This window comes from Streptomyces sp. SCSIO ZS0520 (assembly GCF_025643355.1).
Classification (GTDB): domain Bacteria; phylum Actinomycetota; class Actinomycetes; order Streptomycetales; family Streptomycetaceae; genus Streptomyces; species Streptomyces physcomitrii.
The window spans coordinates 3,193,441-3,210,408 of record NZ_CP092644.1; the positions used below are offsets into that span (position 1 = coordinate 3,193,441).

11 protein-coding genes and 3 rRNA genes are annotated in these 16,968 nt (G+C 67.8%); 4 read left to right on the top strand and 10 right to left on the bottom strand.

What is annotated here, in order from left to right:
• The first annotated feature begins 112 nt into the window (after window positions 1–112).
• The 4 genes from MID12_RS12085 (at window position 113) to MID12_RS12100 (ending at window position 4,890) form a co-directional block, all read left to right on the top strand.
• Window positions 113–1,087 carry an HAD family hydrolase gene (locus tag MID12_RS12085; protein WP_040256944.1) on the top strand — a complete coding sequence of 325 codons (975 nt, stop codon included), beginning with the start codon at window positions 113–115 and terminating at the stop codon, window positions 1,085–1,087.
• A gap of 509 nt (window positions 1,088–1,596) precedes the next feature.
• Window positions 1,597–2,400 (top strand): ECF subfamily RNA polymerase sigma factor, BldN family, encoded by an 804-nt coding sequence (locus MID12_RS12090; protein ID WP_040249834.1) that lies wholly within the window; start codon window positions 1,597–1,599, stop codon window positions 2,398–2,400.
• Window positions 2,401–2,651: 251 nt separating this feature from the next.
• On the top strand, window positions 2,652–3,839 hold the full coding sequence (locus MID12_RS12095) for a DUF5667 domain-containing protein (protein ID WP_263166862.1): 1,188 nt from the start codon (window positions 2,652–2,654) through the stop codon (window positions 3,837–3,839).
• A 397-nt stretch (window positions 3,840–4,236) separates the two neighbouring features.
• Entirely contained in the window at window positions 4,237–4,890 is a 654-nt protein-coding gene (locus MID12_RS12100) for an SAM-dependent methyltransferase (RefSeq protein ID WP_263166866.1), read from the top strand.
• Between the two features lie 13 nt (window positions 4,891–4,903).
• Here MID12_RS12100 and MID12_RS12105 read toward each other — a convergent pair whose 3' ends face one another.
• The 10 genes from MID12_RS12105 to MID12_RS12150 form a co-directional block, all read right to left on the bottom strand.
• Complete coding sequence (locus MID12_RS12105; RefSeq protein ID WP_263166869.1) at window positions 4,904–5,950, bottom strand: lysophospholipid acyltransferase family protein; 1,047 nt, start codon at window positions 5,948–5,950, stop codon at window positions 4,904–4,906.
• Between the two features lie 13 nt (window positions 5,951–5,963).
• Window positions 5,964–7,055 (bottom strand): NAD-dependent epimerase/dehydratase family protein, encoded by a 1,092-nt coding sequence (locus tag MID12_RS12110; RefSeq protein ID WP_040249842.1) that lies wholly within the window; start codon window positions 7,053–7,055, stop codon window positions 5,964–5,966.
• 304 nt (window positions 7,056–7,359) lie between these two features.
• Complete coding sequence (locus MID12_RS12115) at window positions 7,360–7,458, bottom strand: 30S ribosomal protein bS22 (RefSeq protein ID WP_003948845.1); 99 nt, start codon at window positions 7,456–7,458, stop codon at window positions 7,360–7,362.
• A gap of 152 nt (window positions 7,459–7,610) precedes the next feature.
• The gene (locus tag MID12_RS12120; RefSeq protein ID WP_040249844.1) at window positions 7,611–7,820 is read right to left on the bottom strand and encodes a helix-turn-helix domain-containing protein; all 210 of its coding nucleotides are present in this window, start codon (window positions 7,818–7,820) and stop codon (window positions 7,611–7,613) included.
• A 128-nt stretch (window positions 7,821–7,948) separates the two neighbouring features.
• A complete protein-coding gene (locus tag MID12_RS12125; RefSeq protein WP_263166876.1) occupies window positions 7,949–8,776 on the bottom strand; it encodes a phosphatase in 828 nt (275 codons plus the stop codon).
• Between the two features lie 243 nt (window positions 8,777–9,019).
• Window positions 9,020–10,192 (bottom strand): acetoin utilization protein AcuC, encoded by a 1,173-nt coding sequence (locus MID12_RS12130; RefSeq protein WP_040249849.1) that lies wholly within the window; start codon window positions 10,190–10,192, stop codon window positions 9,020–9,022.
• Between the two features lie 87 nt (window positions 10,193–10,279).
• Window positions 10,280–10,936: an HAD family hydrolase gene (locus MID12_RS12135; RefSeq protein WP_040249852.1), complete on the bottom strand. Its 657-nt coding sequence runs from the start codon at window positions 10,934–10,936 to the stop codon at window positions 10,280–10,282.
• Between the two features lie 103 nt (window positions 10,937–11,039).
• A 5S ribosomal RNA gene (gene rrf / locus MID12_RS12140) occupies window positions 11,040–11,156 on the bottom strand.
• Window positions 11,157–11,256: 100 nt separating this feature from the next.
• Window positions 11,257–14,379, bottom strand: a 23S ribosomal RNA gene (locus MID12_RS12145).
• A 315-nt stretch (window positions 14,380–14,694) separates the two neighbouring features.
• Window positions 14,695–16,224, bottom strand: a 16S ribosomal RNA gene (locus tag MID12_RS12150).
• Together the 16S, 23S and 5S rRNA genes form the textbook arrangement of a ribosomal RNA operon.
• Window positions 16,225–16,968 lie beyond the last annotated feature (744 nt).

Genomic DNA, 16,968 nt, shown 5'->3' on the forward strand with positions numbered 1-16,968 from the left:
GCCCGGCGCCTCCGGTTGCCCGCGGCCGGTTCACGCCCCTGTCGGGGAGAGTTCACAGCCTCGCAGCTCAGCGACTTAGGAGCCGGTGGCCCGACTCGTTATGCTCGACGCCATGGCCTCTCTCGGATGGCTCACTTCCCGTAGGCGCTCCGCCACCGCACGCAGCGTGCTGGCAGGCGAGGCCTCCGCCGAGGCCGCGCGCAGGGCAGCGGACGAGACCGGGGAGCCGGCGAAGGTGCCCGCGGCCGAGGAGGCCGGGAGCCTCCTGGTCGAGGAGGCGCCGCCGGAACCGGAGTTCCCCGTCGTCGGCGACGAACGCGCGGCCGCCTTCTTCGACCTCGACAACACCGTGATGCAGGGCGCCGCGATCTTCCACATGGGGCGCGGCCTGTACAAGCGGAAGTTCTTCCAGACCCGCGACCTGACCCGGTTCGCCTGGCAGCAGGCCTGGTTCCGGCTCGCGGGCATCGAGGACGCCTCGCACATGGAGGACGCCCGCGAGTCCGCGCTCTCCATCGTCAAGGGCCACCGGGTCGCCGAACTCATGGCCATCGGCGAGGAGATCTACGACGAGTACATGGCCGACCGCATCTGGCCGGGCACCCGGGCGCTCGCCCAGGCCCACCTCGACGCGGGCCAGCGGGTGTGGCTGGTCACCGCGGCCCCGGTGGAGACCGCGACGATCATCGCCCGCCGCCTCGGCCTGACCGGCGCGCTCGGCACGGTCGCCGAGTCGGTCGACGGGATCTACACCGGGCGGCTCGTCGGCGAACCCCTGCACGGCCCCGCCAAGGCGGAGGCGGTACGCGCCCTCGCGCTCGCCCAGGACCTCGACCTCGCGCGCTGCGCCGCCTACAGCGACTCGCACAACGACATCCCGATGCTCTCGCTGGTCGGCCACCCCTACGCGATCAACCCGGACGCCAAGCTGCGCCGGCACGCGCGCGAGCGCGACTGGCGGCTGCGCGACTACCGCACCGGCCGCAAGGCCGCGAAGATCGGCATCCCGGCGGCCGCCGGGGTCGGCGCGATGGCGGGCGGCACCGCGGCCGCCATCGCCCTGCACCGCCGCCGCTTCGCCCGCTGAGGCCCGCAGCCGCCCTGCCGCCGCTCCCGTCGGCCACCCACTGAGCAGCAGCTGAGCACCCACTCAGCACCCGTCTGACCCGCGGGCGCGCCCGTCCGCCAACGCGCCCGGACGGCGGAAACCGCACTCGTTCGGGCCACAGAAATCTGCTCACCGGCTCGTACGACACACGCGGACCCCGTTCGGCCCCAGGTCAATCGTTTCTTCTTACCCGGCCGCCCCTCCCACCGGTCGCTTCGGTGACGCTCGGCCACAACTCGCCCCGGGGCTACCCCGAGACGAAGCTTTTCGGTCAACCGGTGATCAGCAAAGGGCGATTGACCGAACACGGAACGTCAGGAGAGGCGACGTCCTCACAGTTTTGAGCAACTGGGCGTAGCGCCCCCTGTACGAAGCGTTATTCTCCTCAGACGCAATCCGGTGCCCACCCGGACGCGGCTTTGTCGCCTCGGCGGGTGAACGTGCCGGTACTGCACCTGATGCAAGCAAGCTCTGCCTCTGGGAGTCCCGTGTACCCACACGTCGGGGTTGACGCCTCGGGCCTGGCTACGCTGCGTGGAGCGGTCCTCGACCGCCTGCGCGATCTCGTCCCCCTCGCGTACGCCGTTCCCGCGTATGCCGTCCCCGCCCTCGCCGGACCGCAAACCGCCGTGGGTGGCCCGGCCGGCCCCTGCTACGCCATGACCAACAGCCATGCCGCCGTCGGTCGCCGCACCCGTCCCAGCACCACCGCCTCCCCCGTGCGCCGTCCCGCCGCGGACAGCGACAGCGCCCGGATGATGGAACTCGTCGAGCGCGCCCAGGCCGGTGAGACCGAGGCCTTCGGCCGCCTCTACGACCAGTACAGCGACACCGTGTACCGGTACATCTACTACCGCGTGGGCGGGAAGGCCACGGCCGAGGACCTGACCAGCGAGACCTTCCTGCGCGCGCTGCGGCGGATCGGCACCTTCACCTACCAGGGCCGCGACTTCGGGGCCTGGCTGGTCACGATCGCGCGCAATCTGGTCGCCGACCACTTCAAGTCGAGCCGCTTCCGCCTCGAAGTGACCACCGGCGAAATGCTCGACGCCAACGAGGTCGAGCGCTCCCCCGAGGACTCCGTCCTCGAATCGCTGTCCAACGCCGCCCTGCTCCAGGCGGTGAAGCGGCTCAACCCCCAGCAGCAGGAGTGCGTGACGCTGCGCTTCCTCCAGGGACTCTCGGTCGCCGAGACCGCCCGTGTGATGGGCAAGAACGAGGGCGCGATCAAGACCCTGCAGTACCGGGCCGTACGCACGCTGGCCCGGCTGCTGCCCGACGACGCCCGCTGAGGCCGGGCCACCACCCGGCGGACACTCCCCGCGATCGTCAACTCACCTTCCGTAGAAGCCTGTTGGCTTTCCCGGTCGGATCATCCGCTGTCCGTAACCCAAGTGCCGCCCCCGTCGTTGTGCGGGATACAGGCTCCCTCTGGTTGCTTCCTGTCCAGTCCCGCCCACTCGATCGGGTGAGGCTGGGCGGATCCAGGAACCACTCGGACCCCTTGGGGAGTCGACCGTCCTGACGAGAGGAGGTGCCGCCCGTGATCGCGAACGTGTCGGGGCAGCGGCGGGCGAACGCCTTCGCCCGCGCCCTGGAGGAGGCCTCCGGCCAGGGTGCGGCCGCCGAGCACAGCGCGGACTCCGCACCCGCGGCCGAGCCGAGACGCCTCACCCAGCTGGTGAGCGAGCTCGGCGCCCTGCCCAGACCGGCACTTGACCCCGACGTCAAGGCCACCCAGCGGGCACAGCTGATGGCCGCGATGGAGTCCCTTGCCCAGGAAGGCACCCTGGCCGAACCGGCCGGACCCGCGGTGCCCTCCCAGCGGAAACCGGGCCGGCACCGCGCGAGCCCGCTCCGCTCCCTGCGCCCGCGCACCCGGCTCTCCAAGGGCCTGGCCGCGGGCGGACTCACCGTCAGCGTCGCCGCCGGTGCCTTCGGCGGGGTCGCCGCGGCCAGCTCCGACGCCCTGCCCGGGGACTCCCTCTACGGCCTCAAGCGCGGCATGGAGGACTTCAAGCTCGGCCTGGCCGGAAGCGACTCCGACCGCGGCCGCATCTACCTCGACCACGCCTCCACCCGGCTCGGCGAGGCCCGCCGCCTGATGGACCGCGGCCGGCACGGCAGGGACCTGGACCACGAGGCGCTCGGCGAGGTCCGCCGCGCCCTGTCCGGCATGAACCACGACGCCGCCGAGGGCCACCGCCTGCTCCACGAGGCCTACACCCGCGACGGTTCGCTCGGCCCCCTGCAGACCCTGTCCTCCTTCTCCCGCGCGCACCGCGACAGTTGGAGCCTGCTGCGCGAGAAGCTCCCGGTGCAGCTCGGCGACATCCGCGACCAGGTCAGCAGCGTCTTCGACGCCATAGACGAAGAGGTCGCACCGCTGCGCTCGCTGCTCCCCGAGCCGCCCGCGCACGAGTCCGAGCCCGCCGCCCCCGGCAGCTCCGGCTCCCGGGGCCCCGGCTCCGAGGACCGTTCCCCCTCCTCCAGCCCGCACGAGAAGCACCGCGACAAGCAGAGCCCCGAGGGGCCGAAGCCCTCCCCCACCGAGAGCGCCGACGACGGCCTCCTCGGCGGCAACACCGGCGGCCTCTTCCCGGACCCCGAGGACTCCGGCTCGCAGAAGCCGGGCGGCGGCCAGGGCCCGAAGCCGGACGTCACCCTCCCGCCCCTCCTCCCCGGCCTGCTCCCCGGCCTCGGCCTCGACGCCCGGGACGCCGAGGACTGAACGGCCCCCGAGGGTGAGCGGCCCCGAGAGTGAGCGGCTGGCGCGAGTGAGCAGCCGACCGGCGGTGAACGCCCGACCGCGCGTCGCCTGAGCACCCGTCAGCCCGCCGCCCCACTCGCCCCGCCGCCCCACCCTCTCGGCCCGCGAGCACCGGGCCCCGGTTCCCGCCGGGGCCCGTTCGCATGCCCCGTACCGCACACCCCCATCGCCCTGCACCGCACGCCCGATCACCCCGTACCGCGCCCCCGGCAATCCCGTACCGCACCCCGTACCGCACGCCCCCGATTTGCCGACCCGGCAACAAAGCTGGTCACGCCGGGCCGCCCGGCCGGACCATCGTCGGCAGCCGCGGGCGCCGAACCCGCCGCGCCCCGCATCCGAGCCGTACGGAGGACCCATGACCGGCAGCACCGCCCCCGACCCCGCCCCCGTCACCGACGAGGAGCTCTGGGACAGCCGCTACGCGCAGAGCACCCGCGTCTGGAGCGGGCTGCCCAACCACGCCCTGGTACGGGAGACCGAGCGGCTGGCCCCCGGCCGCGCCCTGGACCTCGGCTGCGGCGAGGGCGCCGACGCGATCTGGCTGGCCCGCCAGGGCTGGCAGGTCACCGCCGCCGATGTCTCCCGGGTCGCGCTCGACCGGGGCGCCGCCCACGCCGCCGAGCAGGGCGTCGCCGACCGCGTCGACTGGCAGCGGCACGACCTCGGCCACAGCTTCCCGGCGGGCGCCTACGACCTGATCTCCGCGCACTTCCTGCACACCTACGGCGCCCTGCGCAGGGAGGAGGTGTTGCGCCGGGCCGTGGACTCGGTCGCCCCCGGCGGCATCCTCCTGGTCGTCGGCCACGCGGGCTGGCCCAAGTGGGCCGAGGACCCGGACCCCGACGTGTACTTCCCGACCCCCGAGGACGTCCTCGCCGAGCTCCGGCTCCCCGCCGGCGCCTGGGAGGTCCTGGTCAGCGAGACCTACGAACGCCCGGCCGCCCGCCCCGACGGGGTCATGGACACCCGCGAGGACACCACCCTGAAGGTACGGCGGCTCCCGGGCTGAGCGGCCCAGCCCCTCAGAAGAAGACCGAACGCCGCTGCACGAGCAGCTTGTACAGCGTGTGCTGGATCTGCTCGCGCACCTGGTCGGTGAGGTTGAACATCAGCATCGGGTCCTCGGCCGCCTCCGGCGGATAGCCGTCCGTCGGGATCGGCTCACCGAACTGGATGGTCCACTTCGTCGGCAGCGGCACCGCGCCGAGCGGCCCGAACAGCGGAAAGGTCGGCGTGATCGGGAAGTACGGGAAGCCGAGGAGGCGGGCCAGCGTCTTGGCGTTGCCGATCATCGGGTAGATCTCCTCGGCCCCGACGATCGAGCAGGGCACGATCGGCGCCCGCGCCCGCAGCGCCGTCGAGACGAAGCCGCCCCGCCCGAACCGCTGGAGCTTGTACCGCTCCCCGAAGGGCTTGCCGATCCCCTTGAAGCCCTCCGGCATCACCCCGACCACCTCCCCGCGGGCGAGCAGCCGCTCGGCGTCCTCCGCGCAGGCCAGCGTGTGCCCGGCCTTGCGGGCCAGCTCGTTGACCACCGGGAGCATGAACACCAGGTCGGCGGCGAGCAGCCGCAGATTGCGGTCCGCCGGGTGCTCGTCGTGCACCGCGATCTGGAGCATCAGCCCGTCGAGCGGCAGCGTGCCGGAGTGGTTGGCGACGATGAGGGCGCCCCCTTCGGCGGGGATGTTCTCGATGCCCTTCACCTCGACCCGGAAGTACTTCTCGTAGACCGGGCGCAGCGCGGACATCAGGACCTGGTCGGTCAGTTCGGCGTCGTAGCCGAAGTCGTCGACCTCGTAGTCACCGGTCAGCCGGCGGCGCAGGAAGCTGAGGCCGCCCGCGATCCGGCGCTCCCAGGGGCCGGGCTCGGGCGGGGCCTCACCCGGCTCGGGGTCGGGCTCCGGTTCCTGCCCGGCCGGTCCGGACTGCTGGCCGGGCAGGCTCGCGCTCTTGTGGATCGGCACCGGGTCCGCCCCGCGCCCGGAGGCGGCGGGCCTGCGCCGGGCCGGGCGCCGCTCGCCCGCGCGGGAGCGGTCGTCGTCGAAGGGGATGACCTTGGCGTCCGCCATGTTGCTGCGCTCCTCAGTTCGCGCTCTGCGCGGGGGCCGTACCGCCCGTGCCGGTGCCTGCCGCCTCGCGCGCGCCCGCCAGGAAGGGGAGGGCGGCGAGCTTGTCGACCGCGGACGCCACCAGCTGCGGGGGCAGCAGCCCCGCGCCCCGGCAGCGCACGAAGTCCTCGAAGGCCTCGGCCGTCGTGTACCCGGCCTCGTATCCCAGGGTTTCACGCATCTGGGCCGTCGACACCATGCGGCCGTGGGTGAGCAGCCGCAGCTGCTCGGGCGAGAAGTCGGTGACGCCGAGATTGCGCAGCGCCGAGCCGAACCAGCTCACCGCGGGCAGCAGCATCGGCACGGTCGGCCTGCCGAGCCGGCGCGAGCACTGCGACAGGAGCAGCACGCCCTCCCCGGCGATGTTGAAGGTGCCGCTGTTGAGGGTGCCCCGGCGCGGCTCCCGGGCAGCGATCCGCAGCACCTCGATCACATCGTCCTCGTGCACGAACTGCAGCCGCGGGTCGTAGCCGAAGACGGTCGGCAGCACGGGCAGCGAGAAGTACTCGGTCAGCGGGGTCTCGGCGCCGGGCCCGAGGATGTTGGCGAAGCGCAGCACGCAGACCGCGACATCGGGGCGGCGCCGGGCGAAGCCGCGCACATAGCCCTCGACCTCGACGGTGTCCTTGGCGAAGCCGCCGCTCGGCAGCGACTTCGGCGGGGTGGTCTCGGTGAAGACGGCCGGGTCGCGGGGCGCCGCCCCGTACACATTGGTCGAGGACTTCACCACCAGGCGCCGCACCGCGGGGGACTTCTGGCAGGCACCGAGCAGCTGCATGGTGCCGATGACGTTGGTCTCCTTGACCGCGGTCCGGCCGGTGCCGCCGAGTCCGGTACCGCTGACGTCCAGGTGCACCACGGTGGTCACGCCGCGTTCGGTGAGGACCTTGGCGATGGTGGACTGCCGGATGTCGGCCTGCACGAACTCGGCGCCGCCCAGGTGGTGCTGGGGCAGTGCCGCGTCCACGGCGATGACCCGGTCCACCTCGGGATCGCGCTGGATGCGGCGCACGAAACGCCCGCCCAGCTGCCGGGCCGCCCCTGTCACCAGCACGACCTCGCCCACGATCCGCGCCCGCCTTCCCGTCGCCGCTCGCCGCCCCGGCCCCGCACCACGCGTTCACCGGTACGTGCCGTACGCGCCACCGTAGCGCTTCACCGCCGCGCTGTAATCGCCGCGCGGCACCGATTCGCGGGGATTGCCCCCACCGGCCTCCCACCGGTCCGGAATTCCGGGCTCCGGCACGCCTGCCCGCCCGGCCCGCGCTCAATCCGGGCCGGACGCGCCCGGCCCGCGGGGGCGCGAAAACGACCGCGGCCCCCCTGCTGTCACAGCAGGGGGGCCGCAGAGCGCTTCTCGTCAGCGTCGCTCACTTCTTGTTACGACGCTGGACACGCGTGCGCTTCAGCAGCTTGCGGTGCTTCTTCTTCGCCATCCGCTTGCGCCGCTTCTTGATAACAGAGCCCACGACTACCCTCGCTCACTTCTCGGAACATCCCCACACTTCGGGGATCTTGGTGCGGGGCGACATGGGCCCACACGACCTACGAGGGGCTAGCCTACCCGCCCGAGCGCTGAGCCCGTAATCGGGTGACGGGCCGGTGGAAACCGGACCTTCTCTCAGGCAGTCTCCACCCCCACATAGGACTCGCGGAGGTACTCGTGAACCGCTTGCTCCGGGACTCGGAACGACCTGCCCACCCGGATCGCGGGCAGATGACCGCTGTGCACCAAGCGGTACACGGTCATCTTGGATACGCGCATCACCGAGGCGACTTCCGCCACGGTAAGGAACTGAACCTCGTTCAGAGGCCTCTCGCCACCAGCCATGACACACCTGAACCTTCCGCACACGACGCGCCCCGGCTTCCCCTTCCGGTGACTCCTCGTCGTTGCGTGCTCACTCACCAGAGTAGAGGCGGGTGGTGCGAGTGGGGAAGAGGAGCAGCGGGTCCCCTTTATCCCGACAGTCCGGCCCGCGTCAGCACATGGCGCACAAGTGGCCGGTAGTGATCGGAGCGAACCGCGTCATCCAGTGGGACGACGACCGAAATCCGCCCCTCGGCCTCGCCGACGAAGAGCGCCGGATCATCGGTGTCGGCAAGTCCCATGGCATCAATGCCCAGTTGACCTGCCCCGCAGACCCAGCCGTGGTCGCCGACCACCAGCGCGGGCAGCGGCCCGCCCCCCTCGGCGAGCGCCGCGAGCGCGGTGCGCACCGGGCGCGGGGAATGCGAGTGCGCCGGTCGCCCACGCCCCGGCGCACGCCCCGCCCCCGTCTGCCCCGCCTCCCGCACCAGGGCGACCTCGGCTACGTAGTCGAGGTGATGGGCGCGTAGACCGAAGCGCGTCATGAGGGGGAGGACCGCCCCCCGCGCCGGGGTGAGTACGGGGCAGCCGGCCGCCGACATCCCGCGCGCCAGGGCGGCGTAGAAGCCGAGCAGCCGATGCGGATGCCCCGTGCCGAACAGCACCGGGCTGCGCAGCCGGGCGGCCCGCCCGAGCCGGTCCGCGAAGGCGTCCAGGGCGGCGAGGGTGCGCTCCGGGTCGATCGCGTCGGGCCCGCCGCACCGCGCGGGATCGCCGGAGATCCCGCACCGCTCGGCCATCAGCGCCATCACCGCCCGCTGCGGCCACTCCCCCCGCGGATCGAGGCCGAGCAGGACGCGGGGGTCCCGGGCGGCGAACAACCGGTAGCTGCGCAGATTGGCCTCCCGGGAGGTGGCCACCGCCCCGGCGATCCCGGACGCCAGCAGGTGCGCCCGCAGCGCCTGGGTAGTGAGCACGCCCCGATGCTCGCGCAGCGGCCCCGCCCCGGCGCCCGCACCGGCGAAACGGCACCCGGTCGACGGACGGTACGTACGTATGTACTGAGGGCGGGGGAAGGCACGGGGCCAACCAAGCGCGGCGCGCGGCCGGTTGGGCCCGCTCCTGGTGGCCCGGGTCTGGTGGCCCGGGTCTGGTGGCCCGGGTCTGGTGGCCCGGGTCTGGTGGCCCGGGTCTGGTGGCCCGGGTCTGGTCCGCCGCGGCTACGGCAGCATGCCCCGCAGCGGGAAGACCGCCTTGCGGGTGGCGAGGACGGCCTGGTCGAGGCGGTCGGCCGGGTCGTAGCCCGCCTCCCACTCCGCGAAGTCGACCGGCCAGCGCCCGTCGGTCATCCGGCGCGGGGCGTCCTGCCGGGTCCGTGCGTACACGGACTGCCGCCACTCCTCGGGGATCAGCGTCTCCGGCGCCACCGGCCGCTCGGCCGCGATGCCCACCAGATGCGTCCACGACCGCGGCACCACGTCGACCACCGCGTATCCGCCGCCGCCGAGCGCCACCCAGCGGCCCCCGGCGTGCTGGTGCGCCAGCTCGTGCAGGGCGACCTGGACGGCACGCTGCGCGTCCAGGGAGACCGCGAGGTGGGCGAGCGGGTCCTCGAAGTGGGTGTCGGCGCCGTGCTGGGTGACCAGGACCTGCGGCCGGAAGTCGGCGAGGAGTTCGGGCACCACCGCGTGGAAGGCCCGCAGCCAGCCCTCGTCGCCGGTGCCCGCGGGCAGCGCGACATTCACCGCCGAGCCCTCCGCGGAGTCGGCGCCGGTCTCCTGCGGCCAGCCGGTCTGCGGGAACAGCGTGCGCGGGTGTTCGTGCAGCGAGACGGTGAGCACCCGCGGGTCCTCCCAGAAGGCCGCCTGCACCCCGTCCCCGTGGTGCACGTCCACATCGACGTACGCGACCCGCTCCGCGCCGAGTTCGAGCAGCCGGGCGATGGCCAGCGCGGCGTCGTTGTAGATACAGAACCCGGAGGCCCCGCCCGGCATCGCGTGGTGCAGCCCGCCCGCGAAGTTCACCGCGTGCGGCGCCTCGCCCCGCCACACCGCCTCGGCCGCCCCGACCGACTGGCCCGCGATCACTGCCGAGACCTCGTGCATCCCCGCGAAGGCCGGATCGTCCACCGTCCCGATCCCGTACGACCCGTCCGCGGCGGCCGGGTTCTCGGAGGCCGCCTTCACGGCGTTCACATAGTCCTCGCGGTGCACGAGCTGCAGCGTGGACTCCCCGGCCCGCTTCGCCGTGACCACATCCACGGCCGCGTCCAGGCCGAGGGCGCCGACGAGCCCACGGGTCAGCGCCAACCGCACCGGGTCCATCGGATGCCCGGCACCGAAGTCGTAGCGCGTAACTGCCTCGTCCCACATCAGCTGCGTGCGGCCACTCATGCCCGTCACCGTACCGGCCGCCCGCCCCGTCCTCGACGGAGCGTGGCACGCCTCACGACCCGGAACCTCCTGGTCGGCGGCGGAACGTCACGGTTGGCGGCGGTCCAGGAGCCCGGTCAGCTCCCGCATGTCCGCGAAGAGCCGGGTGGCCTCCGCCAGCTGCCCGGCCGGCGTCATGGCGGTGAATCCGTACACGTCCATCCCGGCCGCCACCGCCGCGCGTACCCCGAGCGGGCTGTCCTCGACGACGGCGCAGCGGGCCGGTGCCACCCCCATCCGGTCCGCGGCGTGCAGGAAGAGGTCGGGGGCCGGCTTGCCCCGGCCCACATCCTGCGAGCTGAAGATCCGGCCCTCGTCGAAGAACCTGTCGAGGCCGGTCTTCCGGTGCCCGACCCGGATCCGCTCATGGCTCCCGGACGAGGCGACACAGGTGGCGACGGAGTCAGCCGCCAGTTCCGCCAGCACCTCCGGTACGCCGGCCACCGCTTGCAACTCCCGCTCGAAGAGCGCGAAGACCCGCCGGTGGAACTCCTCGTCGAAGTCCTCGGGCAGCTTCCGCCCCGTCCGCGCCAGCACGGTCTCATGCACCCGGTGCATGGCCCCGCCCATGTAGTCCCGCAGCGATTCCTCGTACGTGGTCGGGTGCCCGAGCTCCGTGAGGTACGCGGCCAGGAGTCGGTTCGACAGGGGCTCACTGTCGACGAGCACCCCGTCATTGTCGAAGATGACCAGGTCGTAGCGCATGCCCTGACCTTACGGTGCCGGAAAAGGGGAACGGAAAATGCCCCTGGAAATGAAAAAGGCCCCCGTACCGGTCTCCCGGTACAGGGGCTCTTCTCTACAATTCGTTCGGCGGCGTCCTACTCTCCCACAGGGTCCCCCCTGCAGTACCATCGGCGCTGTAAGGCTTAGCTTCCGGGTTCGGAATGTAACCGGGCGTTTCCCTCACGCTATGACCACCGAAACACTATGAAACACACAACCGAAGCCACACCACACCAACACGTGGTGCGGGGCAGCGGTTGTTCGTGGTTTCAGAACCAACACAGTGGACGCGAGCAACTGAGGACAAGCCCTCGGCCTATTAGTACCGGTCAACTCCACCCCTCACAGGGCTTCCATATCCGGCCTATCAACCCAGTCGTCTACTGGGAGCCTTACCCTCTCAAAGGAGGTGGGAACACTCATCTCGAAGCAGGCTTCCCGCTTAGATGCTTTCAGCGGTTATCCCTCCCGAACGTAGCCAACCAGCCATGCCCTTGGCAGAACAACTGGCACACCAGAGGTTCGTCCGTCCCGGTCCTCTCGTACTAGGGACAGCCCTTCTCAATATTCCTACGCGCACAGCGGATAGGGACCGAACTGTCTCACGACGTTCTAAACCCAGCTCGCGTACCGCTTTAATGGGCGAACAGCCCAACCCTTGGGACCGACTCCAGCCCCAGGATGCGACGAGCCGACATCGAGGTGCCAAACCATCCCGTCGATATGGACTCTTGGGGAAGATCAGCCTGTTATCCCCGGGGTACCTTTTATCCGTTGAGCGACGGCGCTTCCACAAGCCACCGCCGGATCACTAGTCCCGACTTTCGTCCCTGCTCGACCCGTCGGTCTCACAGTCAAGCTCCCTTGTGCACTTACACTCAACACCTGATTACCAACCAGGCTGAGGGAACCTTTGGGCGCCTCCGTTACCCTTTAGGAGGCAACCGCCCCAGTTAAACTACCCATCAGACACTGTCCCTGATCCGGATCACGGACCCAGGTTAGACATCCAGCACGACCAGAGTGGTATTTCAACAACGACTCCCCCGCCACTGGCGTGACAAGTTCACAGTCTCCCACCTATCCTACACAAGCCGAACCGAACACCAATATCAAACTGTAGTAAAGGTCCCGGGGTCTTTCCGTCCTGCTGCGCGAAACGAGCATCTTTACTCGTAGTGCAATTTCACCGGGCCTATGGTTGAGACAGTCGAGAAGTCGTTACGCCATTCGTGCAGGTCGGAACTTACCCGACAAGGAATTTCGCTACCTTAGGATGGTTATAGTTACCACCGCCGTTTACTGGCGCTTAAGTTCTCAGCCTCGCCCACCCGAAAGTGAGCTAACCGGTCCCCTTAACGTTCCAGCACCGGGCAGGCGTCAGTCCGTATACATCGCCTTACGGCTTCGCACGGACCTGTGTTTTTAGTAAACAGTCGCTTCTCGCTGGTCTCTGCGGCCACCCCCAGCTCACCCAGCACGTGGGATCACCAGAAATGGCCCCCCTTCTCCCGAAGTTACGGGGGCATTTTGCCGAGTTCCTTAACCATAGTTCACCCGAACGCCTCGGTATTCTCTACCAGACCACCTGAGTCGGTTTAGGGTACGGGCCGCCATAAAACTCGCTAGAGGCTTTTCTCGACAGCATAGGATCATCCACTTCACCACAATCGGCTCGGCATCAGGTCTCACCCCTATGTACGACGGATTTACCTATCGCACGGGCTACACCCTTACCCCGGGACAACCACCGCCCGGGATGGACTACCTTCCTGCGTCACCCCATCACTCACCTACTAACCGCTTGGACCGGCGGCTCCACCACTCCCCTCAACTCCGAAGAGATCAGGGCGGCTTCACGGCCTTAGCATCACGATGCTCGATGTTTGACGCTCTACAGCGGGTACCGGAATATCAACCGGTTATCCATCGACTACGCCTGTCGGCCTCGCCTTAGGTCCCGACTTACCCTGGGCAGATCAGCTTGACCCAGGAACCCTTAGTCAATCGGCGCACACGTTTCTCACGTGTGTATCGCTACTCATGCCTGCATTCTCACTCGTGAACCATCCACCACTGCCTTCCGGCGCGGCTTCACCCGGCACACGACGCTCCCCTACCCAACCCAACACCCGTTAGGGCTATCTGCTGGATTGACACGACTTCGGCGGTACGCTTGAGCCCCGCTACATTGTCGGCGCGGAATCACTTGACCAGTGAGCTATTACGCACTCTTTCAAGGATGGCTGCTTCTAAGCCAACCTCCTGGTTGTCTCTGCGACTCCACATCCTTTCCCACTTAGCGTACGCTTAGGGGCCTTAGTCGATGCTCTGGGCTGTTTCCCTCTCGACCATGGAGCTTATCCCCCACAGTCTCACTGCCGCGCTCTCACTTACCGGCATTCGGAGTTTGGCTAAGGTCAGTAACCCGGTAGGGCCCATCGCCTATCCAGTGCTCTACCTCCGGCAAGAAACACACGACGCTGCACCTAAATGCATTTCGGGGAGAACCAGCTATCACGGAGTTTGATTGGCCTTTCACCCCTAACCACAGGTCATCCCCCAGGTTTTCAACCCTGGTGGGTTCGGTCCTCCACGAAGTCTTACCTCCGCTTCAACCTGCCCATGGCTAGATCACTCCGCTTCGGGTCTTGAGCGCGCTACTATACCGCCCTATTCGGACTCGCTTTCGCTACGGCTTCCCCACACGGGTTAACCTCGCAACACACCGCAAACTCGCAGGCTCATTCTTCAAAAGGCACGCAGTCACGAGACAAGCACAAGTGCTTGCCCGACGCTCCCACGGCTTGTAGGCACACGGTTTCAGGTACTATTTCACTCCCCTCCCGGGGTACTTTTCACCATTCCCTCACGGTACTATCCGCTATCGGTCACCAGGGAATATTTAGGCTTAGCGGGTGGTCCCGCCAGATTCACACGGGATTTCTCGGGCCCCGTGCTACTTGGGTGTTCTCCAAACGAGCCGTTGATGTTTCAGCTACGGGGGTCTTACCCTCTACGCCGGACCTTTCGCATGTCCTTCGCCTACACCAACGGTTTCTGACTCGTCGACCAACCGGCAGATTGATCAAGAAGAATCCCACAACCCCACATGCGCAACCCCTGCCGGGTCTCACACACACATGGTTTAGCCTCATCCAGTTTCGCTCGCCACTACTCCCGGAATCACGGTTGTTTTCTCTTCCTGCGGGTACTGAGATGTTTCACTTCCCCGCGTTCCCTCCACATGCCCTATGTGTTCAGGCATGGGTGACAGCCCATGACGACTGCCGGGTTTCCCCATTCGGACACCCCCGGATCACAGCTCGGTTGACAGCTCCCCGGGGCCTATCGCGGCCTCCCACGTCCTTCATCGGTTCCTGGTACCAAGGCATCCACCGTGCGCCCTTAAAAACTTGGCCACAGATGCTCGCGTCCACTGTGCAGTTCTCAAACAACGACCAACCACCCATCACCCCGGGACCACATCCCGAGTTCACTGGGGCCGGCACCGAAGACACCAGGCATACAGCCCGTGCCCTCAGACACCCAACAGCGTGCCCGACACCCCCAGCTCCATGATCTTCACGTTCCACGCCCTTACGAGCAGTACTAGCGAACCCACCGAACCGAGTGTGCCGAGTAGTCAACGTTCCACCCATGAGCAACCAGCATCAGACATTCGCCGATGTACTGGCCTCTGACTCGGACAAGTCCGAGTGAGAGGTGCTCCTTAGAAAGGAGGTGATCCAGCCGCACCTTCCGGTACGGCTACCTTGTTACGACTTCGTCCCAATCGCCAGTCCCACCTTCGACAGCTCCCTCCCCGCAAGGGGGTTGGGCCACCGGCTTCGGGTGTTACCGACTTTCGTGACGTGACGGGCGGTGTGTACAAGGCCCGGGAACGTATTCACCGCAGCAATGCTGATCTGCGATTACTAGCGACTCCGACTTCATGGGGTCGAGTTGCAGACCCCAATCCGAACTGAGACCGGCTTTTTGAGATTCGCTCCACCTTGCGGTATCGCAGCTCATTGTACCGGCCATTGTAGCACGTGTGCAGCCCAAGACATAAGGGGCATGATGACTTGACGTCGTCCCCACCTTCCTCCGAGTTGACCCCGGCGGTCTCCCGTGAGTCCCCAGCACCACAAGGGCCTGCTGGCAACACGGGACAAGGGTTGCGCTCGTTGCGGGACTTAACCCAACATCTCACGACACGAGCTGACGACAGCCATGCACCACCTGTACACCGACCACAAGGGGGACCCTGTCTCCAGAGTTTTCCGGTGTATGTCAAGCCTTGGTAAGGTTCTTCGCGTTGCGTCGAATTAAGCCACATGCTCCGCCGCTTGTGCGGGCCCCCGTCAATTCCTTTGAGTTTTAGCCTTGCGGCCGTACTCCCCAGGCGGGGCACTTAATGCGTTAGCTGCGGCACGGACAACGTGGAATGTTGCCCACACCTAGTGCCCACCGTTTACGGCGTGGACTACCAGGGTATCTAATCCTGTTCGCTCCCCACGCTTTCGCTCCTCAGCGTCAGTATCGGCCCAGAGATCCGCCTTCGCCACCGGTGTTCCTCCTGATATCTGCGCATTTCACCGCTACACCAGGAATTCCGATCTCCCCTACCGAACTCTAGCCTGCCCGTATCGACTGCAGACCCGGGGTTAAGCCCCGGGCTTTCACAACCGACGCGACAAGCCGCCTACGAGCTCTTTACGCCCAATAATTCCGGACAACGCTTGCGCCCTACGTATTACCGCGGCTGCTGGCACGTAGTTAGCCGGCGCTTCTTCTGCAGGTACCGTCACTCACGCTTCTTCCCTGCTGAAAGAGGTTTACAACCCGAAGGCCGTCATCCCTCACGCGGCGTCGCTGCATCAGGCTTCCGCCCATTGTGCAATATTCCCCACTGCTGCCTCCCGTAGGAGTCTGGGCCGTGTCTCAGTCCCAGTGTGGCCGGTCGCCCTCTCAGGCCGGCTACCCGTCGTCGCCTTGGTGAGCCACTACCTCACCAACAAGCTGATAGGCCGCGGGCTCATCCTGCACCGCCGGAGCTTTCCACCCACTTGGATGCCCAAGCAGGTCAATATCCGGTATTAGACCCCGTTTCCAGGGCTTGTCCCAGAGTGCAGGGCAGATTGCCCACGTGTTACTCACCCGTTCGCCACTAATCCCCCACCGAAGCGGGTTCATCGTTCGACTTGCATGTGTTAAGCACGCCGCCAGCGTTCGTCCTGAGCCAGGATCAAACTCTCCGTGAATGTGTACCGGTAATCCGGTCACACACACGAGAGCGGAACCAGGAGGAGGAATAATCCCCCCGGTCCACAGCATCCTCGCTGTGTGTTTCTTCAAAGGAACCCAAACCCAAGACAGTCACAAACGACTGCCGAGAGTCAGGGGTATCAACATATCTGGCGTTGACTTTTGGCACGCTGTTGAGTTCTCAAGGAACGGACACTTCCTTCGTACTCACCCCGACCATTCAGCCGAGGCTTTCCTCCGGGCGTTTCCCTTCGGTGTTTCCGACTTTAGCAGATCCGATTTCCGTTTCCGCCACCCTCCGGAGGGGGTTTGCCGGGCTGTTCTCCGCTTTCGCGTTTCCCTTTCCGGCGGTGCCGACTGTATCAGATCCTTTCGGCGCTGATTCCCCGTCAGCAGGGGTTGCCGTGACGGCCGTTGGGCCATTCCGACGTGGATGAGACCTTAGCGGAAGCATTCTCCCCGACCTAATCGGGGGCGCTCTTTCGAACGCAGTTCCTCATTGCACAGGGGAGCATGAAAACGAGCCGACGACGGATCGTGGCTCGGTCGATGTTCTCTGCGGAATGGCTGTCCCGGGACCGACCTGAGGTCGGCGGCTCACCGCTGGACAGCTCGCAGTACATTACGGATCCCTCCGGGGAGTGTCAACTTCGCACGGGCGGGGAGCCGAGGGCGTACCCTCTGCCCCATGACTACGCGTGCGCACACCCGGCAGTGGTGGGCCGCCTGACGGCGGCCGG